The organism is Streptomyces sp. NPDC050534 (assembly GCF_044457745.1).
Lineage (GTDB): Bacteria > Actinomycetota > Actinomycetes > Streptomycetales > Streptomycetaceae > Streptomyces.
The window spans coordinates 86,194-110,648 of sequence record NZ_JBITHF010000010.1 but is presented as its reverse complement, the minus strand read 5'-3'; the positions used below and the strand labels follow the sequence as shown (position 1 = coordinate 110,648).

At 71.4% G+C, this 24,455-nt stretch carries 22 protein-coding genes; 9 read left to right on the top strand and 13 right to left on the bottom strand.

Annotated elements, in window-relative coordinates:
• Positions 1-95: 95 nt before the first annotated feature.
• Positions 96-569, top strand: coding sequence for a DUF1203 domain-containing protein (locus tag ACIBN2_RS30615; RefSeq protein ID WP_399139164.1), 474 nt, complete (start codon positions 96-98; stop codon positions 567-569).
• Between the two features lie 10 nt (positions 570-579).
• On the opposite strand, the gene ACIBN2_RS30610 is transcribed toward ACIBN2_RS30615, so the two are convergent.
• Complete coding sequence (locus ACIBN2_RS30610) at positions 580-1,596, bottom strand: aspartate-semialdehyde dehydrogenase (RefSeq protein WP_399139162.1); 1,017 nt, start codon at positions 1,594-1,596, stop codon at positions 580-582.
• Positions 1,597-1,827: 231 nt separating this feature from the next.
• Here ACIBN2_RS30610 and ACIBN2_RS30605 point away from each other — a divergent pair, with 231 nt between their 5' ends.
• Together ACIBN2_RS30605 and ACIBN2_RS30600 are read left to right on the top strand one after the other, a co-directional pair.
• Positions 1,828-2,349, top strand: a complete 522-nt coding sequence (locus ACIBN2_RS30605) for a sigma-70 family RNA polymerase sigma factor (RefSeq protein WP_399139159.1) — start codon at positions 1,828-1,830, stop codon at positions 2,347-2,349.
• Between the two features lies 1 nt (position 2,350).
• Positions 2,351-3,073 (top strand): hypothetical protein, encoded by a 723-nt coding sequence (locus tag ACIBN2_RS30600; protein WP_399139157.1) that lies wholly within the window; start codon positions 2,351-2,353, stop codon positions 3,071-3,073.
• 50 nt (positions 3,074-3,123) lie between these two features.
• On the opposite strand, the gene ACIBN2_RS30595 is transcribed toward ACIBN2_RS30600, so the two are convergent.
• Both ACIBN2_RS30595 and ACIBN2_RS30590 read right to left on the bottom strand, forming a co-directional pair.
• Positions 3,124-6,423, bottom strand: coding sequence for a S8 family serine peptidase (locus ACIBN2_RS30595; RefSeq protein WP_399139156.1), 3,300 nt, complete (start codon positions 6,421-6,423; stop codon positions 3,124-3,126).
• 163 nt (positions 6,424-6,586) lie between these two features.
• A complete protein-coding gene (locus tag ACIBN2_RS30590) occupies positions 6,587-7,129 on the bottom strand; it encodes a CGNR zinc finger domain-containing protein (RefSeq protein ID WP_399139154.1) in 543 nt (180 codons plus the stop codon).
• Positions 7,130-7,252: 123 nt separating this feature from the next.
• Between ACIBN2_RS30590 and ACIBN2_RS30585 the strand changes: the two genes are divergently transcribed.
• From ACIBN2_RS30585 to ACIBN2_RS30565, 5 genes are all read left to right on the top strand, one after another.
• Positions 7,253-7,696 carry a VOC family protein gene (locus ACIBN2_RS30585; protein ID WP_399139152.1) on the top strand — a complete coding sequence of 148 codons (444 nt, stop codon included), beginning with the start codon at positions 7,253-7,255 and terminating at the stop codon, positions 7,694-7,696.
• Complete coding sequence (locus ACIBN2_RS30580; RefSeq protein WP_399139151.1) at positions 7,696-8,586, top strand: pyridoxamine 5'-phosphate oxidase family protein; 891 nt, start codon at positions 7,696-7,698, stop codon at positions 8,584-8,586. Before ACIBN2_RS30585 ends, ACIBN2_RS30580 begins: the two co-directional genes overlap by 1 nt.
• 9 nt (positions 8,587-8,595) lie before the next feature.
• Positions 8,596-9,057: an NUDIX hydrolase gene (locus tag ACIBN2_RS30575; RefSeq protein ID WP_399139149.1), complete on the top strand. Its 462-nt coding sequence runs from the start codon at positions 8,596-8,598 to the stop codon at positions 9,055-9,057.
• A gap of 263 nt (positions 9,058-9,320) precedes the next feature.
• Positions 9,321-11,087: a TIGR03767 family metallophosphoesterase gene (locus tag ACIBN2_RS30570; RefSeq protein WP_399139148.1), complete on the top strand. Its 1,767-nt coding sequence runs from the start codon at positions 9,321-9,323 to the stop codon at positions 11,085-11,087.
• A 112-nt stretch (positions 11,088-11,199) separates the two neighbouring features.
• Positions 11,200-12,360: a serine hydrolase domain-containing protein gene (locus ACIBN2_RS30565; RefSeq protein ID WP_399139146.1), complete on the top strand. Its 1,161-nt coding sequence runs from the start codon at positions 11,200-11,202 to the stop codon at positions 12,358-12,360.
• 71 nt (positions 12,361-12,431) lie between these two features.
• Here ACIBN2_RS30565 and ACIBN2_RS30560 read toward each other — a convergent pair whose 3' ends face one another.
• Together ACIBN2_RS30560 and pepN are read right to left on the bottom strand one after the other, a co-directional pair.
• A complete protein-coding gene (locus ACIBN2_RS30560) occupies positions 12,432-13,490 on the bottom strand; it encodes a hypothetical protein (protein WP_399139144.1) in 1,059 nt (352 codons plus the stop codon).
• A 188-nt stretch (positions 13,491-13,678) separates the two neighbouring features.
• Complete coding sequence (pepN, locus tag ACIBN2_RS30555; RefSeq protein ID WP_399139142.1) at positions 13,679-16,246, bottom strand: aminopeptidase N; 2,568 nt, start codon at positions 16,244-16,246, stop codon at positions 13,679-13,681.
• A 157-nt stretch (positions 16,247-16,403) separates the two neighbouring features.
• On the opposite strand from pepN, the gene ACIBN2_RS30550 reads away from it, so the two are divergent.
• Positions 16,404-17,066, top strand: coding sequence for a DsbA family protein (locus ACIBN2_RS30550; RefSeq protein WP_399139140.1), 663 nt, complete (start codon positions 16,404-16,406; stop codon positions 17,064-17,066).
• A gap of 3 nt (positions 17,067-17,069) precedes the next feature.
• On the opposite strand, the gene ACIBN2_RS30545 is transcribed toward ACIBN2_RS30550, so the two are convergent.
• The 8 genes from ACIBN2_RS30545 to ACIBN2_RS30510 are packed head-to-tail and all read right to left on the bottom strand — an operon-like array spanning position 17,070 to position 24,451.
• A complete protein-coding gene (locus tag ACIBN2_RS30545; RefSeq protein WP_399139139.1) occupies positions 17,070-17,297 on the bottom strand; it encodes a hypothetical protein in 228 nt (75 codons plus the stop codon).
• 10 nt (positions 17,298-17,307) lie between these two features.
• On the bottom strand, positions 17,308-18,729 hold the full coding sequence (locus tag ACIBN2_RS30540; protein WP_399139137.1) for an FGGY family carbohydrate kinase: 1,422 nt from the start codon (positions 18,727-18,729) through the stop codon (positions 17,308-17,310).
• A 16-nt stretch (positions 18,730-18,745) separates the two neighbouring features.
• On the bottom strand, positions 18,746-19,768 hold the full coding sequence (locus tag ACIBN2_RS30535; protein ID WP_399139135.1) for a 2-hydroxyacid dehydrogenase: 1,023 nt from the start codon (positions 19,766-19,768) through the stop codon (positions 18,746-18,748).
• Entirely contained in the window at positions 19,765-20,844 is a 1,080-nt protein-coding gene (locus ACIBN2_RS30530) for an ABC transporter ATP-binding protein (RefSeq protein WP_399139133.1), read from the bottom strand. The genes ACIBN2_RS30535 and ACIBN2_RS30530 overlap by 4 nt, the downstream gene beginning before the upstream one ends.
• Positions 20,822-21,661 carry a DeoR/GlpR family DNA-binding transcription regulator gene (locus tag ACIBN2_RS30525; protein WP_399139131.1) on the bottom strand — a complete coding sequence of 280 codons (840 nt, stop codon included), beginning with the start codon at positions 21,659-21,661 and terminating at the stop codon, positions 20,822-20,824. The genes ACIBN2_RS30530 and ACIBN2_RS30525 overlap by 23 nt, the downstream gene beginning before the upstream one ends.
• Positions 21,658-22,746 (bottom strand): ABC transporter ATP-binding protein, encoded by a 1,089-nt coding sequence (locus tag ACIBN2_RS30520; RefSeq protein WP_399139129.1) that lies wholly within the window; start codon positions 22,744-22,746, stop codon positions 21,658-21,660. The genes ACIBN2_RS30525 and ACIBN2_RS30520 overlap by 4 nt, the downstream gene beginning before the upstream one ends.
• On the bottom strand, positions 22,743-23,573 hold the full coding sequence (locus ACIBN2_RS30515) for a carbohydrate ABC transporter permease (RefSeq protein WP_399139127.1): 831 nt from the start codon (positions 23,571-23,573) through the stop codon (positions 22,743-22,745). The genes ACIBN2_RS30520 and ACIBN2_RS30515 overlap by 4 nt, the downstream gene beginning before the upstream one ends.
• Complete coding sequence (locus tag ACIBN2_RS30510) at positions 23,570-24,451, bottom strand: carbohydrate ABC transporter permease (protein ID WP_399139125.1); 882 nt, start codon at positions 24,449-24,451, stop codon at positions 23,570-23,572. Before ACIBN2_RS30510 ends, ACIBN2_RS30515 begins: the two co-directional genes overlap by 4 nt.
• Positions 24,452-24,455 lie beyond the last annotated feature (4 nt).

Genomic DNA, 24,455 nt, shown 5'->3' with positions numbered 1-24,455 from the left:
GCGGTTGAACCGAGGGCTATCCCTCGTATCCCCCGAGAAGGGTCACGTCCGTTTCCCGCCGGTCATCCGGCGGCGCCCGCGCCAGCCTGGGACGCATGACGACCTACACCGCACGACCCATCGGCCCGTCCGTCCTCAAGGAACTGCGCACCACCGACGACGCGGGCCGCCCGGCGGCCCCCTTCACCGACGACGAGGGAGGCGCCCCGCTGCGCTGCTGCCTGCGCCGCAGCGCACCGGGGGAGCGGATCGCCCTCGTGTCGTACGCGCCCCTGCGCCGCTGGGCCGCCGAGACGGGCGCCCGGCCGGGTGCCTACGACGAGCAGGGCCCCGTCTTCATCCATGCAAACCACTGCCCGGGCCCGGACGGCGGCTCCGGCTACCCCTTCGCGAACGCCCACCGCACGCTCCGCCGCTACTCCGCCGACGGCCGCATCCTGGGCGGCGCCCTGGTCCCCGCCCCGGACGACGACGCCTTCCACAACGCGTTCGACGACCCGGCCGTGGCACTGGTCCACGTCCGGGCCGTCGAGTACGGCTGCTTCCTCTACGAGGTCAGGCGGGCCTGACCCCGCTGCGTCAGCCCTTGAGCTCCTCCGCCACCAGCTCCGCGATCTGCACCGCGTTCAGGGCCGCGCCCTTGCGGAGGTTGTCGTTGCTGATGAACAGGGCGAGGCCGTTGTCGACGGTCTCGTCGCGGCGGATGCGGCCGACGTAGGAGGGGTCCTTGCCGGCGGCCTGGAGGGGGGTCGGGATGTCGGAGAGCTCGACCCCCGGGGCGTCCTTCAGCAGCTCCGTCGCGCGCTCCGGGGAGATCGCGCGGGCGAAGCGGGCGTTGACCTGGAGGGAGTGGCCGGAGAAGACCGGGACGCGCACGCAGGTGCCGGAGACCTTCAGCCCGGGGATCTCCAGGATCTTGCGGGACTCGTTGCGGAGCTTCTGCTCCTCGTCGGTCTCGTTCAGGCCGTCGTCGACGAGGTTGCCGGCGAAGGGCAGCACGTTGAAGGCGATGGGGCGCTTGTAGACGGCGGGCTCCGGGAAGTCGACCGCCTCGCCGTCGTGCGTCAGCTTGTCCGCGTCGGCGACGACCTTCTGGGTCTGGCCGTGCAGCTCCGCCACGCCCGCGAGCCCCGAGCCGGACACCGCCTGGTACGTGGCGACGGTCAGCGCCTCCAGGCCCGCCTCGGCGTGCAGCGCCTTCAGGACGGGCATCGCGGCCATCGTCGTGCAGTTCGGGTTGGCGATGATGCCCTTGGGGCGGTTCGCGATCGCGTGCGGGTTCACCTCGGAGACGACCAGCGGAACCTCGGGGTCCTTGCGCCAGGCGGAGGAGTTGTCGATCACGACCGGGCCCTGCGAGGCGACCTTTTCGGCCAGCGCCTTCGAGGTCGCGCCGCCCGCGGAGAACAGGACGATGTCCAGGCCGGTGTAGTCGGCGGTCGCCGCGTCCTCCACCGTCACGCCGTCCAGCTCCGTCCCCGCCGAGCGCGCCGAGGCGAACAGGCGCAGCTCGGTGACCGGGAAGTTCCGCTCCTTGAGGATCCTGCGCATGACCGTGCCGACCTGTCCGGTGGCTCCGACGATTCCGACCCTCACGGTGACTCCCTCTGCGTGTTCATGTCCGGCTGCGGCTGCGGCTGCTGCGTGTCTGCGGTGTTTCCATCATGCGGCCGACCCGGGTCCGCCTGTCCAATTCTTTGCACTCCATGCCCGAGGAGTGGAACGCCCGGGGGTGTGACGTCCGCCTCTGGACAAGTTCACGGCGATCCGCCGAACGTTTCCGTGCGCTGCGACGTCGTAGGGGAAACGCGGTGAAGGGGGTGGCTTGTGCTGCGCAGAAGGGCCCGCCGTGCGCCGGAGGACGACGATCCTCTGGACACGGCTCAGGAACGCCGGGTGCGGGCGGTGCTCGCGCTGGGCGGGGTGCCGCAGGCGGACCTGCCGGACGGGGTGCAGCAGGTGCGGCTGCGGCTGCTGGAGCGGGCGGCGAAGGGGTACGAGGCGCCGCGCGACGTCTCCGCGTGGGCGGCCGTCGTCGCCTCCAACCTGGCCATGGACTGGCACCGCGCCAAGCGCCGCCAGGAGCGGATCGGCGAGCGGCTGGCCTCGCTGAGGCAGCTGGAGCACCCCTCGGGCGAGGACACCAGCGTGCTCTCGCTCGCCGTCGCCCAGGGCCTCGACGAGCTGCCCGACGCCCAGCGCCAGGTCCTCGTCCTGCGCTTCTACGCCGACCTGCCCGTCCGCTCGATAGCCGAGGAGCTCGGCGTCCCCGAGGGCACGGTCAAGAGCCGGCTGCACACGGCGGTACGGGCCCTGCGCGTCCGCCTGCACGAGGACGAGGTGGTGTGACATGACCGCGGAACACGACGGCAGCGACGCGCTCATGGCCGCGCTCACCGGCGAGGACCTGTCCGGCGAGGCCCGCGCGGACGCCGCCTTCATGACCGGGCACCGCGAGGCCGAGGCCGACCTGGCCCTGCTCCGGGAGCAGCTCGTGCTCATCGGGGACGCGCTGGCGGCCGAGGCGCCGCCCCGGCCGGAGCCCGCTCCCGTACGGGCGCCCCGGGACCGGCACCGGGTGCGCAGGTTCGCCTTCGCGACCGTGACGGTGGCCGCCGTCGGCGGCATGCTGGCGGGGATGGCGTGGCTGGTGGCACAGAGCGGCGGCGGCAGTTCCGCGGACTCCGCGGGCAGCGACGCGAAGGCGGCGCCGTCGGCGGCCGCGGACGGCGCCGCCTTCGCGGACCCCGGCTACCTCGCCTGCACGCGTCTGATCGCGGAGGGTGACGTCACGGACGTGCGGCCGGTGCCCGCGGTCACCGGGCAGGAACGGATCACCCTGCACGTGACCCGCTCGTACAAGCCGGCGAAGAGCCCCAAGGAGGTGGTCTTCGTGCTCGGCGAGGGCCTCGTCGAGAAGGGGCTGCACAAGGGCGACCGCATCCTGGTGGCCCTGCCGGAGCACTCGGCGGTCGCCGACCGTGTGGTCGTCGGCGCGCGGGAGATCGGCCGCGAGCGCGCCGGGCTCGTCCGCGCGCTCCCCGCGGCGGCGGGCCTGAGCTGCGGCCGATGAGAAAGGGCGGGCGCCCCTACGGACGCCCGCCCTCGCTGTCGTGGTCAGGACTACGGCGTGACCTTCTCGATCTGCACGCTGCCGAGGCCCGCGACCGTGCCGCGCGCGTTCACCAGCTGGACCCGGCCGAAGAACTCACGGCCCTCCGGGGCGGCCGCCGCGGCGGTGACGCTGCCGGAGACGGTCGCCGAGTCGCCCGTGCCGAGCTTGACCGGCGCCGACTCGTCGACGCTGACGGTGCCCAGCGACGAGGAGAAGAAGACGTCCCGGTAGTCGTACGCCGTGGAGCCCGACGGCACCGAGTAGCCGGCGACCTCGATCGTGTACGTGCCGGCTGCGGGCGAGGCGATGGAGACGGCCTCCTCCGAGTCGCCGTCGGCGGACTGGCCGACGACCTTGCCGGCCGCGTTCTTGACCGTCAGGTCGAGGTCGGCGGCCGTGTCCGAGACGTTGCCGATGGCGACGTCCAGCGACTTGGCGCCCGCGGGCACCTCGACCGTGGTGGTCTGGGTGTCACCCTCCTTGATGGACGGGCGGGCCGACTCGGCGGAGCCGAGCGGGCCGCCGACCAGGTGGCCGTCGAGGGCGGCGAAGGCGTTGGTCGCCTTCCAGGAGACGGCGGCCGGCGTGCCGACCTTGGCCTCGGGGACCGTCACGGTCTCCGGGTCGAAGGCCGCGCCGTAGACGGCGGCGTCCAGCTTGTAGGGGTTGTCGAGCAGCGGCGAGGTGCGGCGCGACTCGACCTCGATCTCCCAGACGCCGGGCTGCGGGTCCGCGTACGAGCGCACGTCGGGCTTGCAGCCGTTGGTGTTCGGGTAGTTGCTGTAGCAGTACGGGGTGCCCGTGTCCTCGACCGGGACGCCGTAGGGGTGGATCGAGATGAAGCGGGTCTGGCTCTTGTCCTTGAGCCCGCCGATCGCGACCTCCAGCGCCTTGGCGCCCTCGGGCACGGTCAGGAAGTAGGACTGCGTGCTGTTGCGCTGCACCGTGTTCGACGCGGAGTAGGTGTACTTCACCGGCGTCGAGACCACGACGGTGGTGAGGATCTGCTTGTCGACCCCCTCCGTCCTCGGGTCGTCGACCTCGAGGATCGCGCTCTTGAGGCCCGCGGACCGCGGGTTCGCCTGCACCTTGACGGTGACGGGCTGGTTCAGCGGCAGCTTCACCTCGTCCGGGCCGACGATGTGGAAGGTGTCACCGGCGTTGTTCGCGAAGTGCAGCTCGTGCGGGATCGCCTTGTCCGCGCCGGAGGTGCGGGTGACGGTGACCTCGTACGTCTTCTTCTGCCCGGCCTTGAGGCCGCCCTCGCGGTCGTAGAGGCCCGTGCCGAAGCCCGGCGTCTTCAGCGCGAAGTCGATCGCGGTGTCGACCGGCGCCTTGACGCCGTACTCGTGCGCGGTGGCGCCGTGGCGGATCGCGTCCCAGGCGTCGACGATGTCGATCAGGCCCGCGCCCTCCTCGTACGCCTGAACACCCTTGATGTGGTCGGCGGTCGAGGTGAGGGCAGTGCGCAGGGTGGCCGGCTTCAGGTCGATGTGCTTCTGCTTGGCGGCGCTCAGCAGCAGCGCGGAGGCGCCAGTGGCCTGCGGGGAGGCCATCGAGGTGCCCTGCAGCATGGAGTAGCCGGCCGGCAGCGGGTAGCCCGCCTCGGCGACCGGGGAGCCCGGCAGCCAGGTCTGCGTGGTGTTGATCGAGGCACCCGGCGCGGACAGGGTCGGTGTGAAGCCGCCGTCCTCACGCGGGCCGCGCGAGGAGAAGGGCATCATCGCGTACTTCTTCTCCACGCCCGAGCCGTAGTTGGAGGCCCAGGTCTGCTTGGAGATGGTCGCGCCGACGGAGATCACCTTGTCGGCGAGGCCGGGGTCGCCGATGGTGTTCGCGCCCGGACCGGAGTTGCCGGCCGAGATGACCAGCTGCACGCCGTAGGTGTCGATGAGGCGCGTGTAGAGCTCGGAGCGCGCGTTGTTGCCGTCGTTGAGGGCCGGCAGGCCGCCGATCGACATGTTGACGATGTCGACGCCGCGGTTGACGACGAGGTCGATCATGCCCTCGGTGAGCGCGACGTTGGTGCAGCCGCCGCTCCAGGTGCAGGCACGGGAGGACACGAGCTTCGCGCCCGGGGCCGCGCCGTTCATCCGCCCGCCGAACAGTCCGTGGGCGGAGGTGATGCCGGCGACGTGCGTGCCGTGCTCGGACTCGATGACGCCGATGTTGACGAAGTCGGCCTTCTTGCCGACCCAGTCGCCGCCGTAGGGGTCCATCGGCACGTCCTTGCGGATCTGCACGACGAACGGCTGGCGCTCCACGACGTCGGTCTTCGGGTCGTCGGTGCCGAAGTAGCCGACCTGGTAACCGTCCTTGTACGGCTTCATCGGCGTGTCGTCGCCGAAGTCGTAGTCGTTGTTCAGGTCGACGCGGACGGTACCGGCGGCGGGGTCGTAGAGGACGCCCCACTTGTCCGTGGTGTCACCGTCGCGGTTCGCGTCGCCCTTGGCGTCGCCGCCAGCGGTGACGGACTCGCTGAACGTGCTGATCTGGTACGACCCGGCGGGCGCCGTCCAGGTCCGGTCGCCGTAGGTGAAGCTGGGGCCGGAGACCGAGGTCACCATCGGCCGCCAGGTGGCGTCGCCGTCGACGATCGGGTCGGTCGCCGTCACCCAGTCGACGATCTTCCGCTCGCCGGTGGTGGTCTTCTGCAGGGCCGGGTGGCCGAGGTCGACGCCGGAGTCGAGGATGCCGATGGTGACACCGCGGCCGTCCGACTTCGGGTGCTCCTTCACGAAGTCGACGGCACCCGTCTCGAAGGACGGGTTGTAGGGGTTCTCGGCGGGGGTGTTCCTGCCCGGCGCCGGATAAGTCTTCGTGGCGGACGCGGCCTTGGCGGCGCTCTGCGCGCTCGGGTCGTCCAGCGGTATCTCCTTGCGCAGGTCGATGCCGTGCACGGAGGAGAGCTTCACGGCGGCGGCGATGGCCGACTCCGCCTTCGAGGTCGGGACGGTGGCGCGGACGTAGCCGAGCTTGTCGTAGGTCCGGCCGACCGAGCCGCCCTTGACCGCGTCCAGCCTGCCGGCGACCTGCTCGGTCTGCCCCGGCGCGGTGGCGATCATCATCGTGACGTTCTTGGCGCCTTCGGCCTGGGCCTCGGCGAGCAGGTCCGCGTCGTCGGAACCGAGCTTGTCCTGCGCGGACTTGACGGTGGCGTCCGCGGGAGCGGTGGTGGACGGGCTGTCGGCGGAGAAGGCCATGGGTATCGGGCCGGCCGCGGAGAGCGCGGCGACCAGACCGGTGGCCACGGCTATGCGGGCCACGCGTCTCGCGCCGGATATCGGATCGCGCTGGGGGTGGGTCATCGGCATCCCTCGTACGTGAAGTTCCTGTGCCGGACGAGCGCACAGCTTTACCCAAGGGGCCGTTGTTTGGGAAGAGTTGACCGAAACGAGGGGCAGGTATGGGGAAAACCCCCGATGGCCTTTAGCTGGATGAGTCCCCAATAGCGCCAAAAGGTGCGGTGATTCAAGATTCCTTCGAGCGGGCGTAATGCCGTGACGCCTTGGCGCGGTTGCCGCAGGCTGCCATGGAGCACCAGCGGCGGGTGCCGTTCCGCGAGGTGTCGTAGAAGTGCAGGACGCAGGCGTGGCCGGCGCAGGCGCGGATGCGGTCGGGGGCGGCGGAGAGCAGCTCCAGATAGCCGCGGGCGGCGAGCCAGGCCGGGCCCCAGGACGGGTCGCTGAACTCGGGCACCTCGCCGGGGCCGCCGGCGGTGAGGGTGGCCCGGATCCGCCCGTGGGCGAGAACGGCGTCGACGGCGTCCGCCCCTTCCGCGAGCGATCCGTCCACGGCCTTCTTCAGGGCGTCGCGGGCCTCCAGCGTGTGCCGCAGGGTCGCCGCGTCGGCGGTGAACCGTCCGTCGAGCCCGTTCGCCGCGAGCCACACGGTGAGCCCGTCGACGTCGTCGAGCAGGTCCTGCGTGACCCCCTCCCTGTTCCAGCGCGTGTTGAGCAGGTCGAGCGCGAGGGGCTCGCCGATGAGGGGGCGCGGGTCGGGGGCGGCGGACATGGGGGCTCCTTCCGGGCTAACCAGTGAAGGGTACGTGACCGGTTGACCTTCTTCGATCCTAACCGCTAAGTTTGAGTACGACGGTTATATGTGACTGCCGTTACCAACGACCGGGAGAGACCCATGACCCTGAACACCGGCCACATCGGCCTGAACGTCGGCGACCTCGACCGCTCGCTCGCCTTCTACCGCGACGTCCTGGGCTTCGTCCTCGTCGGGGAGGGCAAGGAGGACGACCGGCGGTACGCGTTCCTCGGCGACGGCGAGCGGCTCGTCCTCACCCTCTGGCAGCAGGCGGCCCAGCCGTACGACGGCGGCCGCGCGGGCCTGCACCACCTGGCCCTGGAGGCGGAGTCGATCGAACGGGTCAGGGAGTACGAGGAGGCGCTGCGGGCGTACGGCGTCGACTTCGCGTACGAGGGCGTGGTGGCCCACCGCGAGGGCGCGGCGTCGGGCGGCATCTTCTTCCACGACCCGGACGGCACCCGTCTGGAGATCTCCGTGCCGAGCGGTGCGGACGGTGCGCCGGCGCCCCATGCGGCGTCTCCGACCTGCGGGTTCTTCTAATGACGGGCGTCTACCACGCGGGCTCGCGGGCGCTGCAGGACCGGGCCGGGGTGCGGGAGGCCGCCGATCACGTGGGCCTGGCGATCGGCGCGGGGATCAAGCCCGTGGCGGCCGCCTTCCTGGAACTCCAGCCGCTGCTGGTGCTGGGCGCGGCCGACCCGTCGACGGGCGCGGTCTGGGCGTCGCCGCTGGCCGGGACTCCCGGTTTCGTCCGGGCGACGGGCCCGCGCCAGATGTCGGTGACGGGCGGCGTCCGCCCCGCGGACCCCCTCGCACCGGCGCTCGCGACCGAGGGCACCCAGGTGGCCACCATCGCCCTCGACCCCCGCACCCGCCGCCGCATGCGCCTCAACGGCCGCCTCCGCCCGACGGCGCGGGGCTTCGCGGTGGCGGCGGAACGGGTGTTCGCGAACTGCCCCAAGTACATCCAGCGGAGGGAGTCGTACGAGGTGGTGGCGGACGGCGGCCCGGGCCGGACCACACGAAGCGGCGAACTCTCCGCTCTACAGCGGGAGTTCATCGAGTCGGCCGACACCTTCTTCGTCGCGACCGTGCACGCCGGGCGGGTCGAGGTGAGCCACAAGGGCGGCAACCCCGGCTTCGTACGGGCCGGTTCGGCGCACGGGCTGAGCTGGCGGGACTACCCGGGCAACTCCATGTTCCTGACCCTGGGCAACCTCCGCTCCGACCCCCGCGCGGGCCTGCTGTTCCTCGACTGGGAGACGGGCGCGGTGCTGCAGCTGACGGGCGAGGCGCGGACGGAGGACGGGGAGGACGGGGAGCTGACGGTGCGGTTCGTGGTGACGGAGGTCGTGGAGACGCCGTCCGCGGTCCCGCTGCGCTGGTCGGCGCCGGAATACTCGCCTGCCAATCCCGCCCGGGCGCACTAACTTCCTTGTGTGCGCCGAACATTGAGGGTGGCGGCCTACGCCATGTGCATCCGTGACGAGAAGATTCTGCTGGCCCGCTGGATCGACGGCGAGGGCCGCCCCGAGTGGACGCTGCCCGGCGGCGGCATGGAGCACGGTGAGGATCCCTACGACACCGTGCTCCGCGAGGTGGAGGAGGAGACCGGCTACCTCGTCGAGATCACCGGCCTGCTCGGCGTGAACTCGATCAGCCGCAGCGCCTCCCACCGCTTCGGCCGCAGGACCGACCACCACGGCGTCCGCCTCGTGTACGAGGCCCGCGTGACCGCCGGCGAACTCCGCCCCGAGATCGGCGGCTCCACGGACATGGCGGCCTGGCACCCCCTCACGGAGGTGACCGCCCTGAACCGCGTCGGCCTGGTCGACGTGGGGCTGAGGCTGTGGCGGGAGCGGCCGGTGACGGGGCGGGTGGCGGTGACGGCCGAAGAGTGACAGGCGCCACATCCACAGGGCCGTGAACTGCCTTGAGTACCCCGAAAGATGAACACGGAGTGACCGCCCCCGGGCCGCGCGACGAGCGGTCGGGGGCGTGCCGGGTGGGCCAAGATCCACGTACGGTGATCGGTGTTGCGCGTTGCGGTCTCGTTCACGCGCAGGTCATTCCCGGTGCCAAGCATCCAGAGCGAGCGGGAATGTTCGCGACAGCGATCGCCCGCGACCACTGCCGACGCGTTCGCACTCGGGGAGATCGCGCCATGTCGCGCATACGCTCTGTCGCCACCAGCATCCCGGCGGTCAACCGCCGTACCGTCCTCGCCGCCACCGGCGCGGCGGCCGTCTCCGCGGGCGTCGGTTACGCCCTGCGGCCGACGGACAGCCACGCCGCCACCGAAGCCGGCACGGAGGCGACCCGGGTGGTGGCGCAGTCGCGCCGGGCCCCGGTCGCGCCTCTCGCTCCGTACACCAAGGGCACGACCCTCGCGAGCGTCGCCGCCCCGCGCTCCGCCTCCGGCTACCGCCGCCTCGGCGACGGCCCGGGCTGGTCCCGTGTGGTGCGCGGCGACCTGGCCGCCGCCAAGTCGGGACGGGCCGGCCGCCGTACCGCGCTCGCCGCGTTCGTGCAGCTCACCGACCTGCACCTGATCGACGCCCAGCACCCGATGCGCCTGGAGTACCTGCGCTCCACCGACAAGCACGCCTGGCGCCCGCACGAGGCGCTGACCGTGCAGGGCGCGATCTCGCTGGTCGAGCGGATCAACGCGCTGCGCGGCGCACCCGTCACCGGCTCCGCGCTGCACTTCGCCATGACCACCGGCGACAACACGGACAACAACGCCAAGTCCGAGCTGGAGTGGTTCCTCAAGATCATGAGCGGTGGGCGGATCACGCCCAACACCGGGGACCCGCGCCACTACGAGGGCGTCCAGAACAGCGGCCTGAAGACCTACTGGCAGCCCGACTCCACCGTGCGCGACGGCGACAAGCAGCTCGGATTCCCGCACCTTCAGGGCTACCTGGCCGCCGCGATCCGCGAGGTGCGCAGCCCCGGCCTGAACCTGCCCTGGTACTCCACGGTCGGCAACCACGACGCCATGCCGCTCGGCTGCTACGGCCACGGCGACTCCTGGCTCGCCGAGTACGCGGTCGGTGGCAGGAAGCTGATGTCGCTGTCCGCGTCCGAGGCGAAGAAGCTTCAGGATCACATCAAGAGCGGCAACGACCCGAAGGGCCTCGCCTTCCGGGACCTGCTGAAGGCCCACGCGCGCGACATGCGCTCGGTCACGCCCGACCCCGCGCGCGCGCCGTACACCCCGGCCGACTACCTCAAGGCCCACCTCGACCCGGCGTACCGCGGCCTCGGCCCGGTCGGCCACGGCTACTCCACCGCCAACCTCGAGGCCGGCACGCAGTACTACACCTTCCGTATCGCCGACGACGTCGTGGGCATCAGCATCGACACCACCGACCCGGGCGGCCACTACGAGGGCTCCATCGGCACGGCCCAGCTGAACTGGCTGGAGAAGCAGCTGAAGGACAACGACAACAACGGCTCGTACGTCGTCGTCTTCAGCCACCACACCAGCAAGACCATGACGAACACCGGCCACGTGGACCCGGCCCGCCCGAACGAACGCCGCCACAACGGCCAGGAGGTCCTCGCCACCCTCGGCCGCCACCGCAACGTCCTCGCCTGGGTGAACGGCCACATCCACCGCAACGACATCACCGCGCACTCGTCCTCGGCCGGCGGCTCCTTCTGGGAGATCTCCACGGCCTCCCACGTGGACTACCCGCAGCTCGCCCGGGTCATCGAGCTGGCGGACAACAAGGACGGCACGATCTCCCTGTTCACCACGCTCGTCGAGTCCGCGGCCCCGCACCGCACCGACTTCTCCGACCTCACGCAGACGGGCCTTGCGGCCCTCTACCGTGAGGTGTCGTACAACGCGCCGGGTGCCGGCACGAGCCTGGGCGGCGACGCGAACGACCGCAACACGGAGCTGGTGCTGAAGAAGGGCTGAAAGCGGCCCAACCGGCCCGCGACGCGTCAACCCGCTTACCGCGGACCGGGTCTGATCTCCCGTCCGAGCTCGCCGCAGAGCGAGAGCAGAGTCAGATGGGGGAAGAGAAGACATGAACACAGGCGTCCGTACGACCCTGGTCGCGGCGACCGCCGCGGCGCTGTCCGCGGCGCTGGCCGGCCCCGCGATCGCGGCCGCGCCCGCCGGAGCCGCCGGCGGCCACGACGCGACCCGGCGGGCCGTCGAGGCCGTGGTGCGGGAGGGCGTGCCCGGGGTGACGCTCACTGCGAGAGAGGGCCGCGCCACCTGGTCGACGAACGCGGGCGTGGGCAACCTCCGCACGAAGGCGCCCCGTTCGGCCGAGGACCGCTACCGCGTCGGCAGCATCACCAAGACCTTCGTCTCCACCGTGCTGCTCCAGCTGGAGGCGGAGGGGCGGCTGTCGCTGGACGACACGGTGGACAAGTGGCTGCCGGGAGAGGTCCGCGGCCACGGCCACGACGGCCGCGCCATCACCCTCCGCCAGCTCCTCAACCACACCAGCGGTGTCTTCAACTACACCGCCGACAAGGACTTCGGCCGCAAGTACTTCCTCAAGGACGGCTTCTTCGAGCACCGTTACGACCGCACATCCCCCGCGGACCTGTTGGCGATCGCGATGTCCCACAAGCCGGACTTCGCGCCCGCCACCTCGTGGAACTACTCCAACACCAACTACCTGCTGGCCGCGCTGGTGATCGAGAAGGCCACGGGCCGCCCCTACGGCGCCGAGATCCGCGACCGCGTCATCGCGCCGCTGCACCTGACCGCCACCTCGGTCCCCGGCACCCGCGTCACGGTCCCGCAGCCCAGCAGCCGCGCCTACTCCAAGCTCGCGGAGACGGCGACCGGCCCGACGTACGACGTCACCACCCTGAACCCGGCCATCGCCTACGGCTCCGGCGAGATGATCTCGGACTCCGCCGATCTCGACCGCTTCTACTCGGCCCTGCTCGGCGGCCGCCTCCTGCCGCCCCACCAGCTGAAGGAGATGAAGACCACGGTGAAGATCGAGGGCGCGCCCAACGTCCGTTACGGACTGGGCCTGATGGACCGCACCCTGTCCTGCGGCGGCCGCGAGGTCCACTTGTGGGGCCACGACGGCGGCATCCACGGCTCCTCGTCGGACGTGGTGACCACTGCGGACGGCCGGCACTCCCTGGCGCTGAACCTCAACGGGGACTGGACGGGCGACACCAACACCGTGATCCAGGCGGAGTTCTGCGGAGGCTGAGCACGAGGAGGGGCCGCCCGGTCGACGCGGCGGCCCCTCCTCTCCCCTCCTGATACCGGCCCGGTCCGTCACTAGCGGGGCAGCACCACGACATAGGCGGCCGGTTCCCGGTCGCCCGACGCCATCAGCGCCGTGCGGACGACCGCCGCCTGCTGCTCCATCGACTCACGGAGCTTCCTGGGCGTGATGTGAACGACGGTGATGCCCAGGCGCTCCAAGTGCTCGCGCTTGCGGGCGTATTCGGACCACAGCGCGTCATCGTCCTGCCGAAGGCCTTGCCGCGGGGCCCGGGTGTCCAGCTCCACGGCCACCGCCTGCTCGGGCCAGTAGGCGTCCAGGCCGCCGAGGTGCGGGCCGCCGGGCAGACGGAGGTCGACGTTCCAGACCGGGTCGGGCAGGCCGTACTCCTGGACCATCCGGTACAGGCGGTCCTCCGCGATCGCGCGGCCCTCGGCCAGCAGGGAGTCCACCGCGTCCACCACGTGCGGGCGGCCGAGCAGCTTCGCCTGGTTCAACGCCCGTACCACCGAGGCCGGTTCGCAGTGGCCGCCGCGCACCGCCTCCGTCAGCAGGCGCCGCACCGTGGAGGCGTCCGCCAGCTCCGACACCGCGTCGGCCAGGGCGCGCGGCACCGGCGCGAGCGGAACTCCGCTCACCGCCACGGGAGTCGGCAGGGCGGCCGTGCGGACGATGCGCGCGCAGCCCGTCGAGCGCAGCCGGCGCAGCCGGGGGACCAGGACGTCGATCTTCTCCAGCGACAGCAGCGGCGGCGCGGAGGTGAAGCCGTAGAGCGTCAGGGCCGCCAGGCCGGTGACCATGGCCTCCGCGTAGACGGGCCGGTGCGGCTCGTCCGGGCCGGGCTGGGCCGGCACACCCGGCGCCGACTCGCGCGACGCGTACATCAGCACCGCGTGCAGCCGCTCCTCGCTGGTCGGCGGGCCCGGGTGGAGGAGGAAGACACCCGGGAGGATCTGCTGCCAGGGGCCGCCGACGCGGCACTGCTCGCTCATCTCCGCCGACGAGACCCCGTGGGCGCGCAGCTGAGCCGTCGTCAGTACGCGCCGGTGCACCTCGGAGAGGTGACGCAGGGGGCGGGGGGAAGCCGGGGGGAGCGGGGTGTTGTGGTTCATGACTCGGGGTTTCCCGCGTCCGGTCGGTTCTTTAACCGCTGTTACACGCCTGTCGACAAATGCGGACAAGGCATTACTAAAGGACGGGTGTTCGGGTGCCGATAGGGCACGGAAAACCCCTGGTCCATTCGGGTTGGGCCAGGGGTTACGGGTGTTATTGACCGGATTCCGTAACGGTCACGGGCCGATCAGTCGTTGGCCAAAGCTTGGGCGCGCAGGGCCCGTGCCAGATCGTCCCGCGCCTCCAGCACCAGCCGGCGCAGCGCGGGCGCGGCGCCCTCGTGACCGGCGAGCCATGCGTCCGTCGCCTCGAGCGTCGCGGGCGAGTCCTGCAGCGCCGGGAACAGGCCGCGCACCACGTCCATGCCGATCTGGATGGACCGCTCCGTCCAGAGCCGCTCGATCACCGCGAAGTACTTCTCCGTGTACGGCGCGAGCAGTTCGCGCTGCGAGGGCTGCGTGAAGCCCGCGATCGTCGCCTCCACCAGGGCGTTGGACAGCGTGTCCGACTCCACCACCTGCGCCCACGCCTGCGCCTTCACCGCCTGCGACGGACGGGCGGCCAGGCAGCGGACCTGGTGGCGCCTGCCGGACGCGGTGTCGTCGCGGGCCAGTTCGGCCGCCAGCATCGGCTCGTCCGCCGCCCCGTGCGCGGCGAGCGGCTCCAGGAACGTCCAGCGCAGCTCCTGGTCGACCTCCAGGCCGTCGATCTTCTCCGTGCCCTCCAGCAGGCCGCGCAGCAGGTTCAGGTCGTCCGGCGCCGAGGCCACCGTCGCGTAGAACCGCGCCCACGCCAGCTGGTGCTCGCTGCCCGGCTCGGCCGCCCGCAGGTCCCGCAGCGCGGTGCGGGCCAGCATCTCTTCGCCCCTGGGCCGCCACGACGCGGGCGAGTAGTGGACCAGCGCCGAGCCCGCCCACGCGTGCAGCATCTGGAGCACGCCGATGTCGGACTCGCGCCGCCCGAACCGCATCACCAGGTCGATGAAGTCGGAGGCGGGCAGCAGCGCGTCCCGCGTCATGTTCCACAGCGCCGACCAGCACAGGGCGCGGGCCAGCGGGTCGGTCATCGCGCCCAGGTGCTCGCGCAGCGTGGCCAGGGAGGTCTCGTCGAAGCGGATCTTGCAGTACGTCAGGTCGTCGTCGTTGACCAGGATCAGGTCGGGTGCCTGCTCGCCGGCCAGCTCCGTCACGACCGTGCGCGGACCGTCGACGTCCACCTCGGCGCGCGCGTACCGCACCAGGCGGCCGTCCTCGTGGCGGTACAGGCCCACCGCCACACGGTGCGGCCGCAGTTCGGGGTGCGACTCGACGGCCTCCTGCACCACCGCGAGCTCGTCGATACGGCCCTCGGTGGTCAACAGCGCCTGCGGGGTGAGGGAGTTGACGCCGGCGGTCTGCAGCCAGCCGCGCGCCCACGTGCCCATGTCCCGGCCGCTGGTCTCCTCCAGCGCCGACAGCAGGTCGCCCAGGCGGGTGTTGCCGTAGGCGTGCCGCTTGAAGTAGCGGCGGGCGCCTTCCAGGAAGGCGTCCTGGCCGACGTACGCCACCAGCTGCTTCAGGACGGAGGCGCCCTTGGCGTAGGTGATGCCGTCGAAGTTGAGCTTGGCGTCCTGCAGGTCGCGGATGTCGGCGGTGATGGGGTGGGTCGAGGGGAGCTGGTCCGCGCGGTAGGCCCAGGCCTTGCGGCGGTTGGCGAAGGTGATCCAGCCGTCGGTGAAGCGGGTGGCGCCGACCAGGGAGAACGCGCCCATGAAGTCCGCGAAGGACTCCTTCAGCCACAGGTCGTCCCACCACTCCATGGTGACCAGGTCGCCGAACCACATGTGCGCCATCTCGTGCAGGATGACGTTCGCCCGGCCCTCGTAGGACGCGCGGGTCACCTTGCCGCGGAAGATGAACTCCTCGCGGAACGTGACCAGTCCGGGGTTCTCCATCGCGCCGAGGTTGTACTCGGGCACGAACGCCTGGTCGTACTTCCCGAAGGGGTACGGGTAGTCGAAGTGGTCGTGGAAGAAGTCCAGGCCCTGCTTGGTGACGAGGAAGACGTCGTCGGCGTCGAAGTAGGGCGCGAGGCCCTTGCGGCACAGGGCGCCGAGCGGGATCTCCAGCTTCGTGCCGTCCTCGAAGGTCCGCTCGTAGGAGTCCGTCACGTAGTGGTACGGGCCCGCCACCACACAGGTGATGTACGTCGAGATCGGCTTCGTCTCCGCGAACCGCCACACGCCGTCGGAGCGCTCGCCCGCGCCGTTGCTCCAGACGGTCCAGCCCTCCGGCGCCCGCACCTCGAAGCGGTACGGGGCCTTGAGGTCGGGCTGCTCGAAGTTGGCGAAGACGCGGCGGGAGTCGGCCGGCTCGTACTGGGTGTACAGGTACACCTCGCCGTCCTCGGGGTCGACGAAGCGGTGCAGGCCCTCGCCGGTGCGGGAGTAGGCGCACTGGGCGTCCACCACCAGCTCGTTCTCCGCGGCGAGGTCCTCCAGGAGGATGCGCGAGCCGTCGAAGACCTGGCCGGGGTCGAGGTCGCGGCCGTTGAGTGAGACGGAGGTCACACTCGGCGCGATCAGGTCGGCGAAGGTGGCGGCGCCGGGCTCGTTGCTGCGGAAGCGGATCGTGGTGACGGAGCGGAAGGTGCGGGGGCCGTCCCCGGCGTCCTCGCCCACCGCCGAACGCAGGTCCAGGGCGACCTCGTACCCGTCGACGGACAGCAGGGCGGCCCGCTCCCGGGCCTCGTCGCGGGTCAGATTCTCACCGGGCACGGGCGGTACTCCCTCGGCTGCTGTTCGGCATGTGGACAGGGCCGATCCTGCCATGTGCTCCTGACAGTGGGCACCCGGGAATCGGGCGGCCGACCGGGAATGGAGCGGGTGATGCCCGGCGTTGCTTGTTGAAATCGACACCATTTCGAGGAGAGCCATGTCCGAGAGCGCGACCACGTCCGCCAAGACCCCCGTCGACTTCTGGTTCGACCCGCTGTGCCCGTGGGCCTGGATGACCTCCCGATGGGTGCTGGAAGTGGAGAAGGTCCGGGACATAGAGGTGCGCTGGCACATCATGAGCCTGGCGGTACTCAACGAGGACAAGCTGGACACGCTGCCCGACGAGTACCGGGAGATGCTCGCGACCAAGGCGTGGAAGCCGGTGCGCGTGGTGACCGCGGCCTGGCAGAAGCACGGCGCGGACGTCCTCGGCCCGCTCTACACCGCGCTCGGCACCCGCATCCACAACAACGGCGAGGGCCCGACCGTCGAGGCGGTCGCCGGCGCCCTCGCCGACGTCGGCCTGCCCGCCGACCTCATCGACTACGCCGACCAGGAGGACTTCGAGTTCGACGCCGAGCTGCGCGCCTCCCACAAGGAGGGCATCGAGAAGGTCGGCCAGGAGGTCGGCACCCCGGTCATCGCCGTCCCCGGCGCGGACGGCGAGCAGATCGCCTTCTTCGGCCCGGTCGTCACCCCGGCCCCCAAGGGCGAGGCCGCCGCCAGGCTCTGGGACGGTACCCTCGCGGTCGCCTCGGTCCCCGGCTTCTACGAGATCAAGCGCACCCGCACGGTGGGCCCGGACTTCAGCAACCTCTAGCACTCACTTCGAGGCGGCCTCCTTGCGGAAACTCTCGGGCAGGAGGCCGCCTTTTCCCCTGTTCAGATACGGCTGGTACCACAGGCACCGCTCGGCGGTGCAGCGCCAGAGGTTGCCCACGTAGAAGCGAGGACCCTTCTTCTCGCGGACCGCCGCCTTCTCCGCGTTGTCGAGCGGGCGGAACTTCTGTCTGCTTCGGCAGGTCGGGCACTCCCGTTCGATCTCCGTCATGGAAGCCTCCTCACGCACGGGCCCGGCTGCGGGCCTCCGCCAGGCGGGCCAGGTGGTCCTCGTAGGCCATCGTGTAGTACGCCGCCCGGGTCGGGTCAGGTTCCACCACCGTGGTCGGGTGCGTCCAGGTCTGTGCGTCGAGTGAGACCCCGTACCGCTCCGCCGCCGCCAGCACCGCCCCCCGCGCACCCACCTCGCCCTCGACGACCCGGAGCGGACGGCCGAGGGCGTCGGCGAGCAGGCGCATCCAGGCGGGGCTGCGGGTACCGCCGCCGCAGACGGCGAGGGAGCCGGTCAGACCTGCGGCCTCCAGGCAGTGACGGGCCGCGTAGCCGATGCCCTCGCAGGTGGCGCGGATCAGGTCGGCCTTCGTCGACTCCAGGGAGACGCCGGTGAGTTCGGCGCGCAGCCGGGGTTCGACGAAGGGGGCGCGCTCGCCGGAGGGGGCGAAGTAGGGCAGCACGCGCACGCCGTTCGCGCCGGGCGGGGTGTCCGCGAGCAGCGCGTCGACCTCCTCGTGGTGGACGCCGGTCGTCGTCAGCACCCAGTCCAGGGCCGCCGTTCCGACCATCGCGGGCATGGCGCGCAGCCAGTGGCCGGGACGGTCGGTGGAGATGTACAGGCCGGCCGGCTCCCCGGTGAGGTCCAGTTCGGTCGTGGCGACGAGGCTGGCCAGGCAGGTGCCGACGATCAGCAGACCGTCGCCGGGACCGGTCACCCCCGCGCCGAGCGCGCAGGACGGCAGGTCGTACGGCCCGTTCGCGAGCCGGGTGCCCGGCGGCAGCCCCTCCACCGCCTCGGCCGTCGTGATCGGGTCGCCGACGGGGGCGAGCAGGCCGCGGCGGTGCGTGAGCCCCAGCAGTTCCACGACCCGGTTGTCGTACGCCCGGGTGCGCGGGTCGAGGAACGGCATCGACGCGTCGGAGACGTCCGTGGTCGCCGGCGCGCCGGTCAGCCGGCGGAAGACCATGTCCTTGCAGTACAGGGCGGTGCTCGCGGCGTCCAGCGACGCGGGCTCGTAGCGGTCGAACCAGGCCAGCAGCGGGCCGGGGCACCCGGGGAACATGGCACTGCCCGTGCGCCGGAACACCGTCTCGAAGGTGCCGTCCGCCAGCCACTGGTCGAGCAGTTCGTGCGCGCGCCCGTCCATCCAGGAGGCCGCGGGCCGCACCGGGCGGCCCTTCTTGTCGACGAGCCAGACCCCGTCGCCCTGTCCGGTCAGCCCGGCCAGCTCCACCCCTTCCCCGACCCGCGACGTCAGCTCCCCGAGGACCTCTACGACGGCCGCGTACACCTCCTCCATGTCCTGCTCGACCACGCCTGCGTGCAGCGTGAGTCCCACCGGGCGTGCCTCGACGGCCAGTTCACGCCCGTCGCCGTCGAAGGCGGCGGCCTTCACCATGGACGTGCCCACATCGATACCGACGTACATGTCGCCTCCCGGCTCGTCAGGTCAGGCAGTGCGCCAGCGGCTCCCCGCGACCCCAGCGCCCCACCTCTTCGGCGGCGATCCGGGCCGCCTTCTCCGCCACCGCGCGCGAGGCCCCGCCCAGATGCGGCGTCATCACCACGCGGTCGGCCAGGCCGAACAGCCGTGAGCCCGCGGGCACCGGCTCCTCCGCGTACGTGTCCAGGGCCGCCGCCGACACCTGACCGCTCTCCAGGGCGTCGCACAGCGCCCCCTCGTCGATCAGCGGACCGCGCGCCACGTTCACCACCACGGCCCCCGCCGGCAGCAGCGCGAGCTCACGGGCGCCGATCAGGCCGCGGGTCTCGGCGGTCAGCCGGGCGTGCAGGGTGATCAGCCGGGAGCGGCTCAGGAGTTCGTCGAGCGAGTGCATGCGCAGACCGAAGATCTGGCCGCGCATATAGGGGTCGTACACCATCACCTGCGCGCCGAAGGCGCACAGCGCGCGGGCGACGCGGCTGCCGACGGCGCCGTAACCGACGAGCCCGACGGGCAGGTCCTCCAGCTCCAGTCCGCTGTGCTCGTACGTGTAGTACGTCGCCCCTTCCCAGCTTCCCTGCCCCGCCAGCAGGTTGTGCGCCTGCGGGATGCGGCGCAGGGCCGCCAGCATCAGGCCGACGGTGAACTCGGCGGTCGCGGCGGCGTTGCGGCCGGGGGCGTAGCAGACCCGGACGTCGTGCCGCTTGGCCGCGTCCAGGTTGACGTTGACCGGGCCGCCCCGGCACACCACCACCAGCCGCAGGTCCGGGCAGGCCGCCAGGACGCGCTCCGTCACCGGGCCCATCTGGGTGACCAGCACCTGGGCACCGGCCAGCGCCTCGATCAGCTCGTCCTCGGCGTCGCTGGCCTCCGTCACCTCGGCCACCGGCCCGAACGGCTCCAGCGGCCAGCCGAGGGTCAACTCGCGCACATCACAGTCGAGTTCGTGGGCGACCGCCGCCGTGATGAGCGACGGCAGGATGAAGTGGTCGCCGGCGGCGACGACACGCACGGTTTCGCTCATCGCAGGGAGTCTCCTGTATCGGCGTCGAAGACATGGGTCAGGCGCGCCTCGGCGGTGACCCGTACGGGCTCGTCGTGGGCGAGGCGCACCTCGGGGCCGGTGAGGACGACGAGGGGGCGTTCGACGCCGTCCAGGGCGAGGGTGGCGATGCCCGCCTCCAGCAGCGGCTCATGGGCGACGACCCTGGCGGGCAGGCCCTCGTCGCCGCCGAGGCGCAGATCCTCGGGCCGGATGCCGACGACCACCTCGCGGCCCGCGGCGACCGGCACGGGCAGGGCGATCCGTACGGCGTCCGACAGGCGGGCGCTGCCGTCGTCCGCGACGGTCCCCGGCAGCAGGTTGATCGCGGGCTCGCCGACGAAGTCCGCCACGAACAGGTTGGCGGGGCTGTCGTAGATCTCGTAGGGAGTGCCGAGCTGCTGGATGACGCCGTCCTTCATCACGGCGATCCGGTCGGCGAGGGACAGCGCCTCCTCCTGGTCGTGGGTGACCAGGATCGTCGTATGGCCCAGGTCCCGCTGGATGCGCTTGAGTTCGCGGCGCGTGGTGTCGCGCTGGGCCGCGTCGAGGTGGGAGAGGGGCTCGTCCAGGAGCAGGACGTCCGGTTCGCGGACGAGCGCGCGGGCGAGGCAGACGCGTTGCTTCTGGCCGCTGGACAGGCCGGCCGGGTGGGCGTCGAGGATGCCGGTGAGGTCGACCCGGCCGGCGATCTCGGCGACCTTGCCGCGCACGTCCCCCCGGACGCCCCTCCTGCGCGCCTTCAGCCCGAAGGCGAGGTTCTCGGCGACCGTCAGCGGCGGGTACAGCGCGTAGTTCTCGAAGGCGACCCCGATGTTGCGGGCCTGGGCGGGGCGGTGGATCACCGACGTCCCGCCCACCAGGATGTCCCCGCCGGTCACGCTCTCCAGACCGGCGATCATCCGCAGGGTGGTGGACTTGCCGCAGCCCGAGGGCCCCAGCAGCCCGAGCAGCTCCCCGGAGTGCAGCGCGAGGTCGATGCCGCGTACGGCGTCCACCGGCGGCCGGCCCCGGGAGCGGTACGTCTTGCGCAGATCACGTAGTTCCAGCTCGGTCATCGCTGCCCTTCGTGCCTCTCGTGGCGCAGATCTCGTACGGGACCTTGTGCTCGTCCAGATCCCGCAGCGCCTCGGCCGACGCCCCGTCGTCGACGAGGAGCAGGTCGTAGCGGGACAGCGGGACGACCCGGTGCAGCGCGACCCGGGCGAGCTTGGTGTGGTCGATCAGCAGGACGTTGCGGGCGGCCGCGTCGAGCATGGCCCGCTTCACCGACACGATGTGCTGTTCCTGGTGGTACGCGTAACCCCCGTGCACGGCGGACGTCGAGGTGAAGCACACGTCCACGCGCAGCTGCTCGACCGCCTCCACGCAGGACACCCCGAGGAAGGAGGAGTGCAGCGGGTCGTAGTCGCCGCCGAGGGCCATCAGATGGATGCCCCGCTGGTCGGCGAGGAGGTTGATCGCCTCCAGGAAGTTGGTGACGACCGTCAGCGGGGTCGTCCCGCCGTGCCGCAGATGGCGGGCTATCTCCAGGGTGGACGTGGAGTCGTCCAGCATGATCGCCATGCCGGGCTCTATCGACCTCAGCGCGTGCTCGGCGACGGCGGCCTTCTCGGCGCGCATGGTCTTGAGCCGGTACTGGACGTTGGACTCGAAGACCCCGGACGGCTGCGCGGTCACGCCACCCCTGAACTTCCGCACGATTCCCTGCCGTTCGAGTTCGTCGAGGTCCCGGTGGATGGTCATCAGGCTCACCCCGAAGCGCTCGGCGAGCTCGGCCGCGGTCGCCGAGCCGTCGGCCAGGACCTGCTCGGCCATGGCGGCCTGCCGGGCCGCGGGTCCCTGCTGATGCGCACCGCTGTTGTTGCCGCTCATCGTGTCCCGATCAGTCGTCCTGGGCGCCCGGGCCGGTCGGCCTCGAACAGCAGCAGGTTCTCAGGCCGGACCGTGAGACGTACCGGATCGTCGGGACCGAGGCCCGCCGTGTCGCCGCGCGGGGCCACCAGCGACAGGTGCTGCCCGCCCAGCCGGACGGTCACCTCGACGCTGCGGCCGAGCACCTCGGTGACGTAGACGGTGCCGGTCAGCTCATGACCGCCGGCGCCCTTCAGCGCGACGTCCCGGGGGCGTACGCCGACCAGGACGTCCGTGCCGGGCCGTGCCCGCGCCGAGAGCGGCAGCTCCACCTTCCCGTCCGCCGACCGGAAGCTCCCGTCCTCGGCGACCGTGCCCGGCAGCAGGTTGATCCGCGGCCGGCCGAACGCCCGCGCCACCTCGGTGTCGTGCGGCCGGTACCAGATCTCCTCCCGTGTCCCGGTCTGCACGATCCGCCCGTCCCGGATCACCCCGATCCGGTCGCCGAGCGCCAGGGCCTCGACGGAGTCGTGGGTGACGTAGAGCGTGGTGGTGCGCCGCACGGCGCCGATCGCCTTCAGCTCGGCGCGCATCTGCTGGCGGAGCTTGGCGTCGAGGTGGCTCAGCGGCTCGTCCAGCAGAAAGGCGCGGGCGGGCCGGACCAGCACCCGGCCGAGGGCGACGCGCTGCCGCTGCCCGTTGGATAGCTGACCGACCTGGCGCTCCAGCAGGCCGCCGATGCCGAGGAGTTCGGCGATCGCGCCGACCCGGTCGCGGGCCTCGGCGGCGGGCAGGCGGTGGCGGGGTGAGCGGAGCGGGGAGACGAGGTTGTCGTAGGCCGAGCGGTGCGGGTAGAGGGCGTAGCTCTCGAAGCACATCGCCACGCCCCGGTCGTACGGCTCGACACCCGCCATGTCCTCGCCGTCGAGCAGCACGGTCCCGGAGTCGGGCCGTTCCAGCCCGGCGACGGTCTTGAGCGTGGTCGTCTTCCCGGCCCCGGACGGGCCGAGGAGGCAGAAGAACTCCCCTTCCCGGACGTCCAGTTCGATCCCGTCGAGCGCGGTGGTCTTGCCGTATGACTTGGTGATCCCGCGCAGCCCGATCAAGACTTCACCGCCCCGAACGACAGTCCCCGCACCAGATACCGCTGGATGGTGAGGGCCAGCAGCAGCGGCGGCACGACCGAGACCAGGGCCGCCGCGGCCGTGAGGTTGTACCTGGGGCGGTCGCCGCCGAGGAAGGACAGGGCGCCGACGGTCACCGTCTGGGCCTCGTTGGAGGTGAGGATCAGCGGGAAGACGAAGTTGTTCCAGGCGAAGATGAACGCCAGCAGCGACACGGCCGCGACGCCCGGCTTGACCAGCGGCAGGGCGACCTTGAAGAACGCCTGCTTGCGCGTGTAGCCGTCCAGCAGGGCCGCCTGCTCCAGCTCCGGGGTGAGATCGGCGAAGTAGGACCGCATGATCCACACGATGAGCGGCAGCGTGACGAGCTGCAGGACCCAGATCATGCCGACGTACGTGTCGAACAGCCCGAGCTTCTGGTACAGCACGAACAGCGGGATGATCACGGTGAGTTCGGGCGCGAACCGGAACGACAGCAGCGTGAACATCAGGTTCTCCGAGCCCTTGAACCGCCAGCGCGCCGACGCGTACGCGGCCGGCAGCCCGACCGCGAGCGACAGCAGCACCGCCCCCACCGACACCACCAGGCTGTTCACGAAGAACCGCACGAACGGGATGCCCTCGCTGTCGCCGAGGACGGTCCGGTAGGCGCCGAGGGTCGGGGTGAAGGAGAAGTAGGTGCTGAAGAGCTGGTTCGCGGGCTTCAGCGAGAGGATCACCATCCAGGCGATCGGGAACAGGGCGAAGACGAAGTAGAGGATGAGGGCCGCGTCCGCGAGCCATCCCGACAGGCGCTTCCTGGGAGTCATTTCGCCTCGGCCGCCTTCCGCTGGATGCGGCCCAGATGGCGTACGAGCACCATCGCCGCGAGGTACACCACGGCCCACAGCACGATCGTGTAGCTGATGCCGAAGCTGTAGCGCTGGAAGCGGATCGCCTCCAGGTACGCCCGGATCTGCAGGACCACGGTCGAGTCGCCCGGCCCGCCCTCGGTGAGGGCGTAGATGATGTCGAAGACCTTCAGCGAGTCCATGAACCGGAAGATCACCGCGACCAGGACGTACGGCCACAGCATGGGCAGGGTCAGCCGGCGGAAGGTGTACCACCAGCCCGCGCCGTCCACGGCCGCCGCCTCGAACGGGGAGGTGGGCAGCGACCGCAGACCGGCCAGGGCGAGGATCGCCACGAACGGGGTGTAGACCCAGACGTCCACGGCGATCGACGAGAGCAGCGCGCCGGTCGGGGTGTCCGTCCACTGAACTCCCCCCAGCCCGAAGGGTTTCAGCAGATGGTTCACCACCCCCACCGACGGCTGGAGCATCAGCTTCCACATGATCGCGGCGATCACCGGGGCGATCATCAGCGGCAGGATGAGGATCTTCTCCAGCACCCGGCCGACGAGCGAGGATCGGTGCAGCAGGAGGGCGACGGCGACCCCGAGCACGGTCTCGACGGCGGCGGCCCCGACCGCGTACAGGACGGTCACCCACGCCGAGTTCCAGAAGGCGTCCTGGGTGAAGACGGTCTCGTAGTTCTGCAGCCGCACCATGTCCGGCTGCGGCTTGCTCGCCGAGAAGTCGAACAGCGTGTAGTAGAGCCCGAGTCCGAAGGGGTAGAGGATTCCGCAGGTCAGCAGCAGCGCCGGGACGATCAGGACGTACGGGCGCAGGGTGAGCCGCCAGCCCATGGCG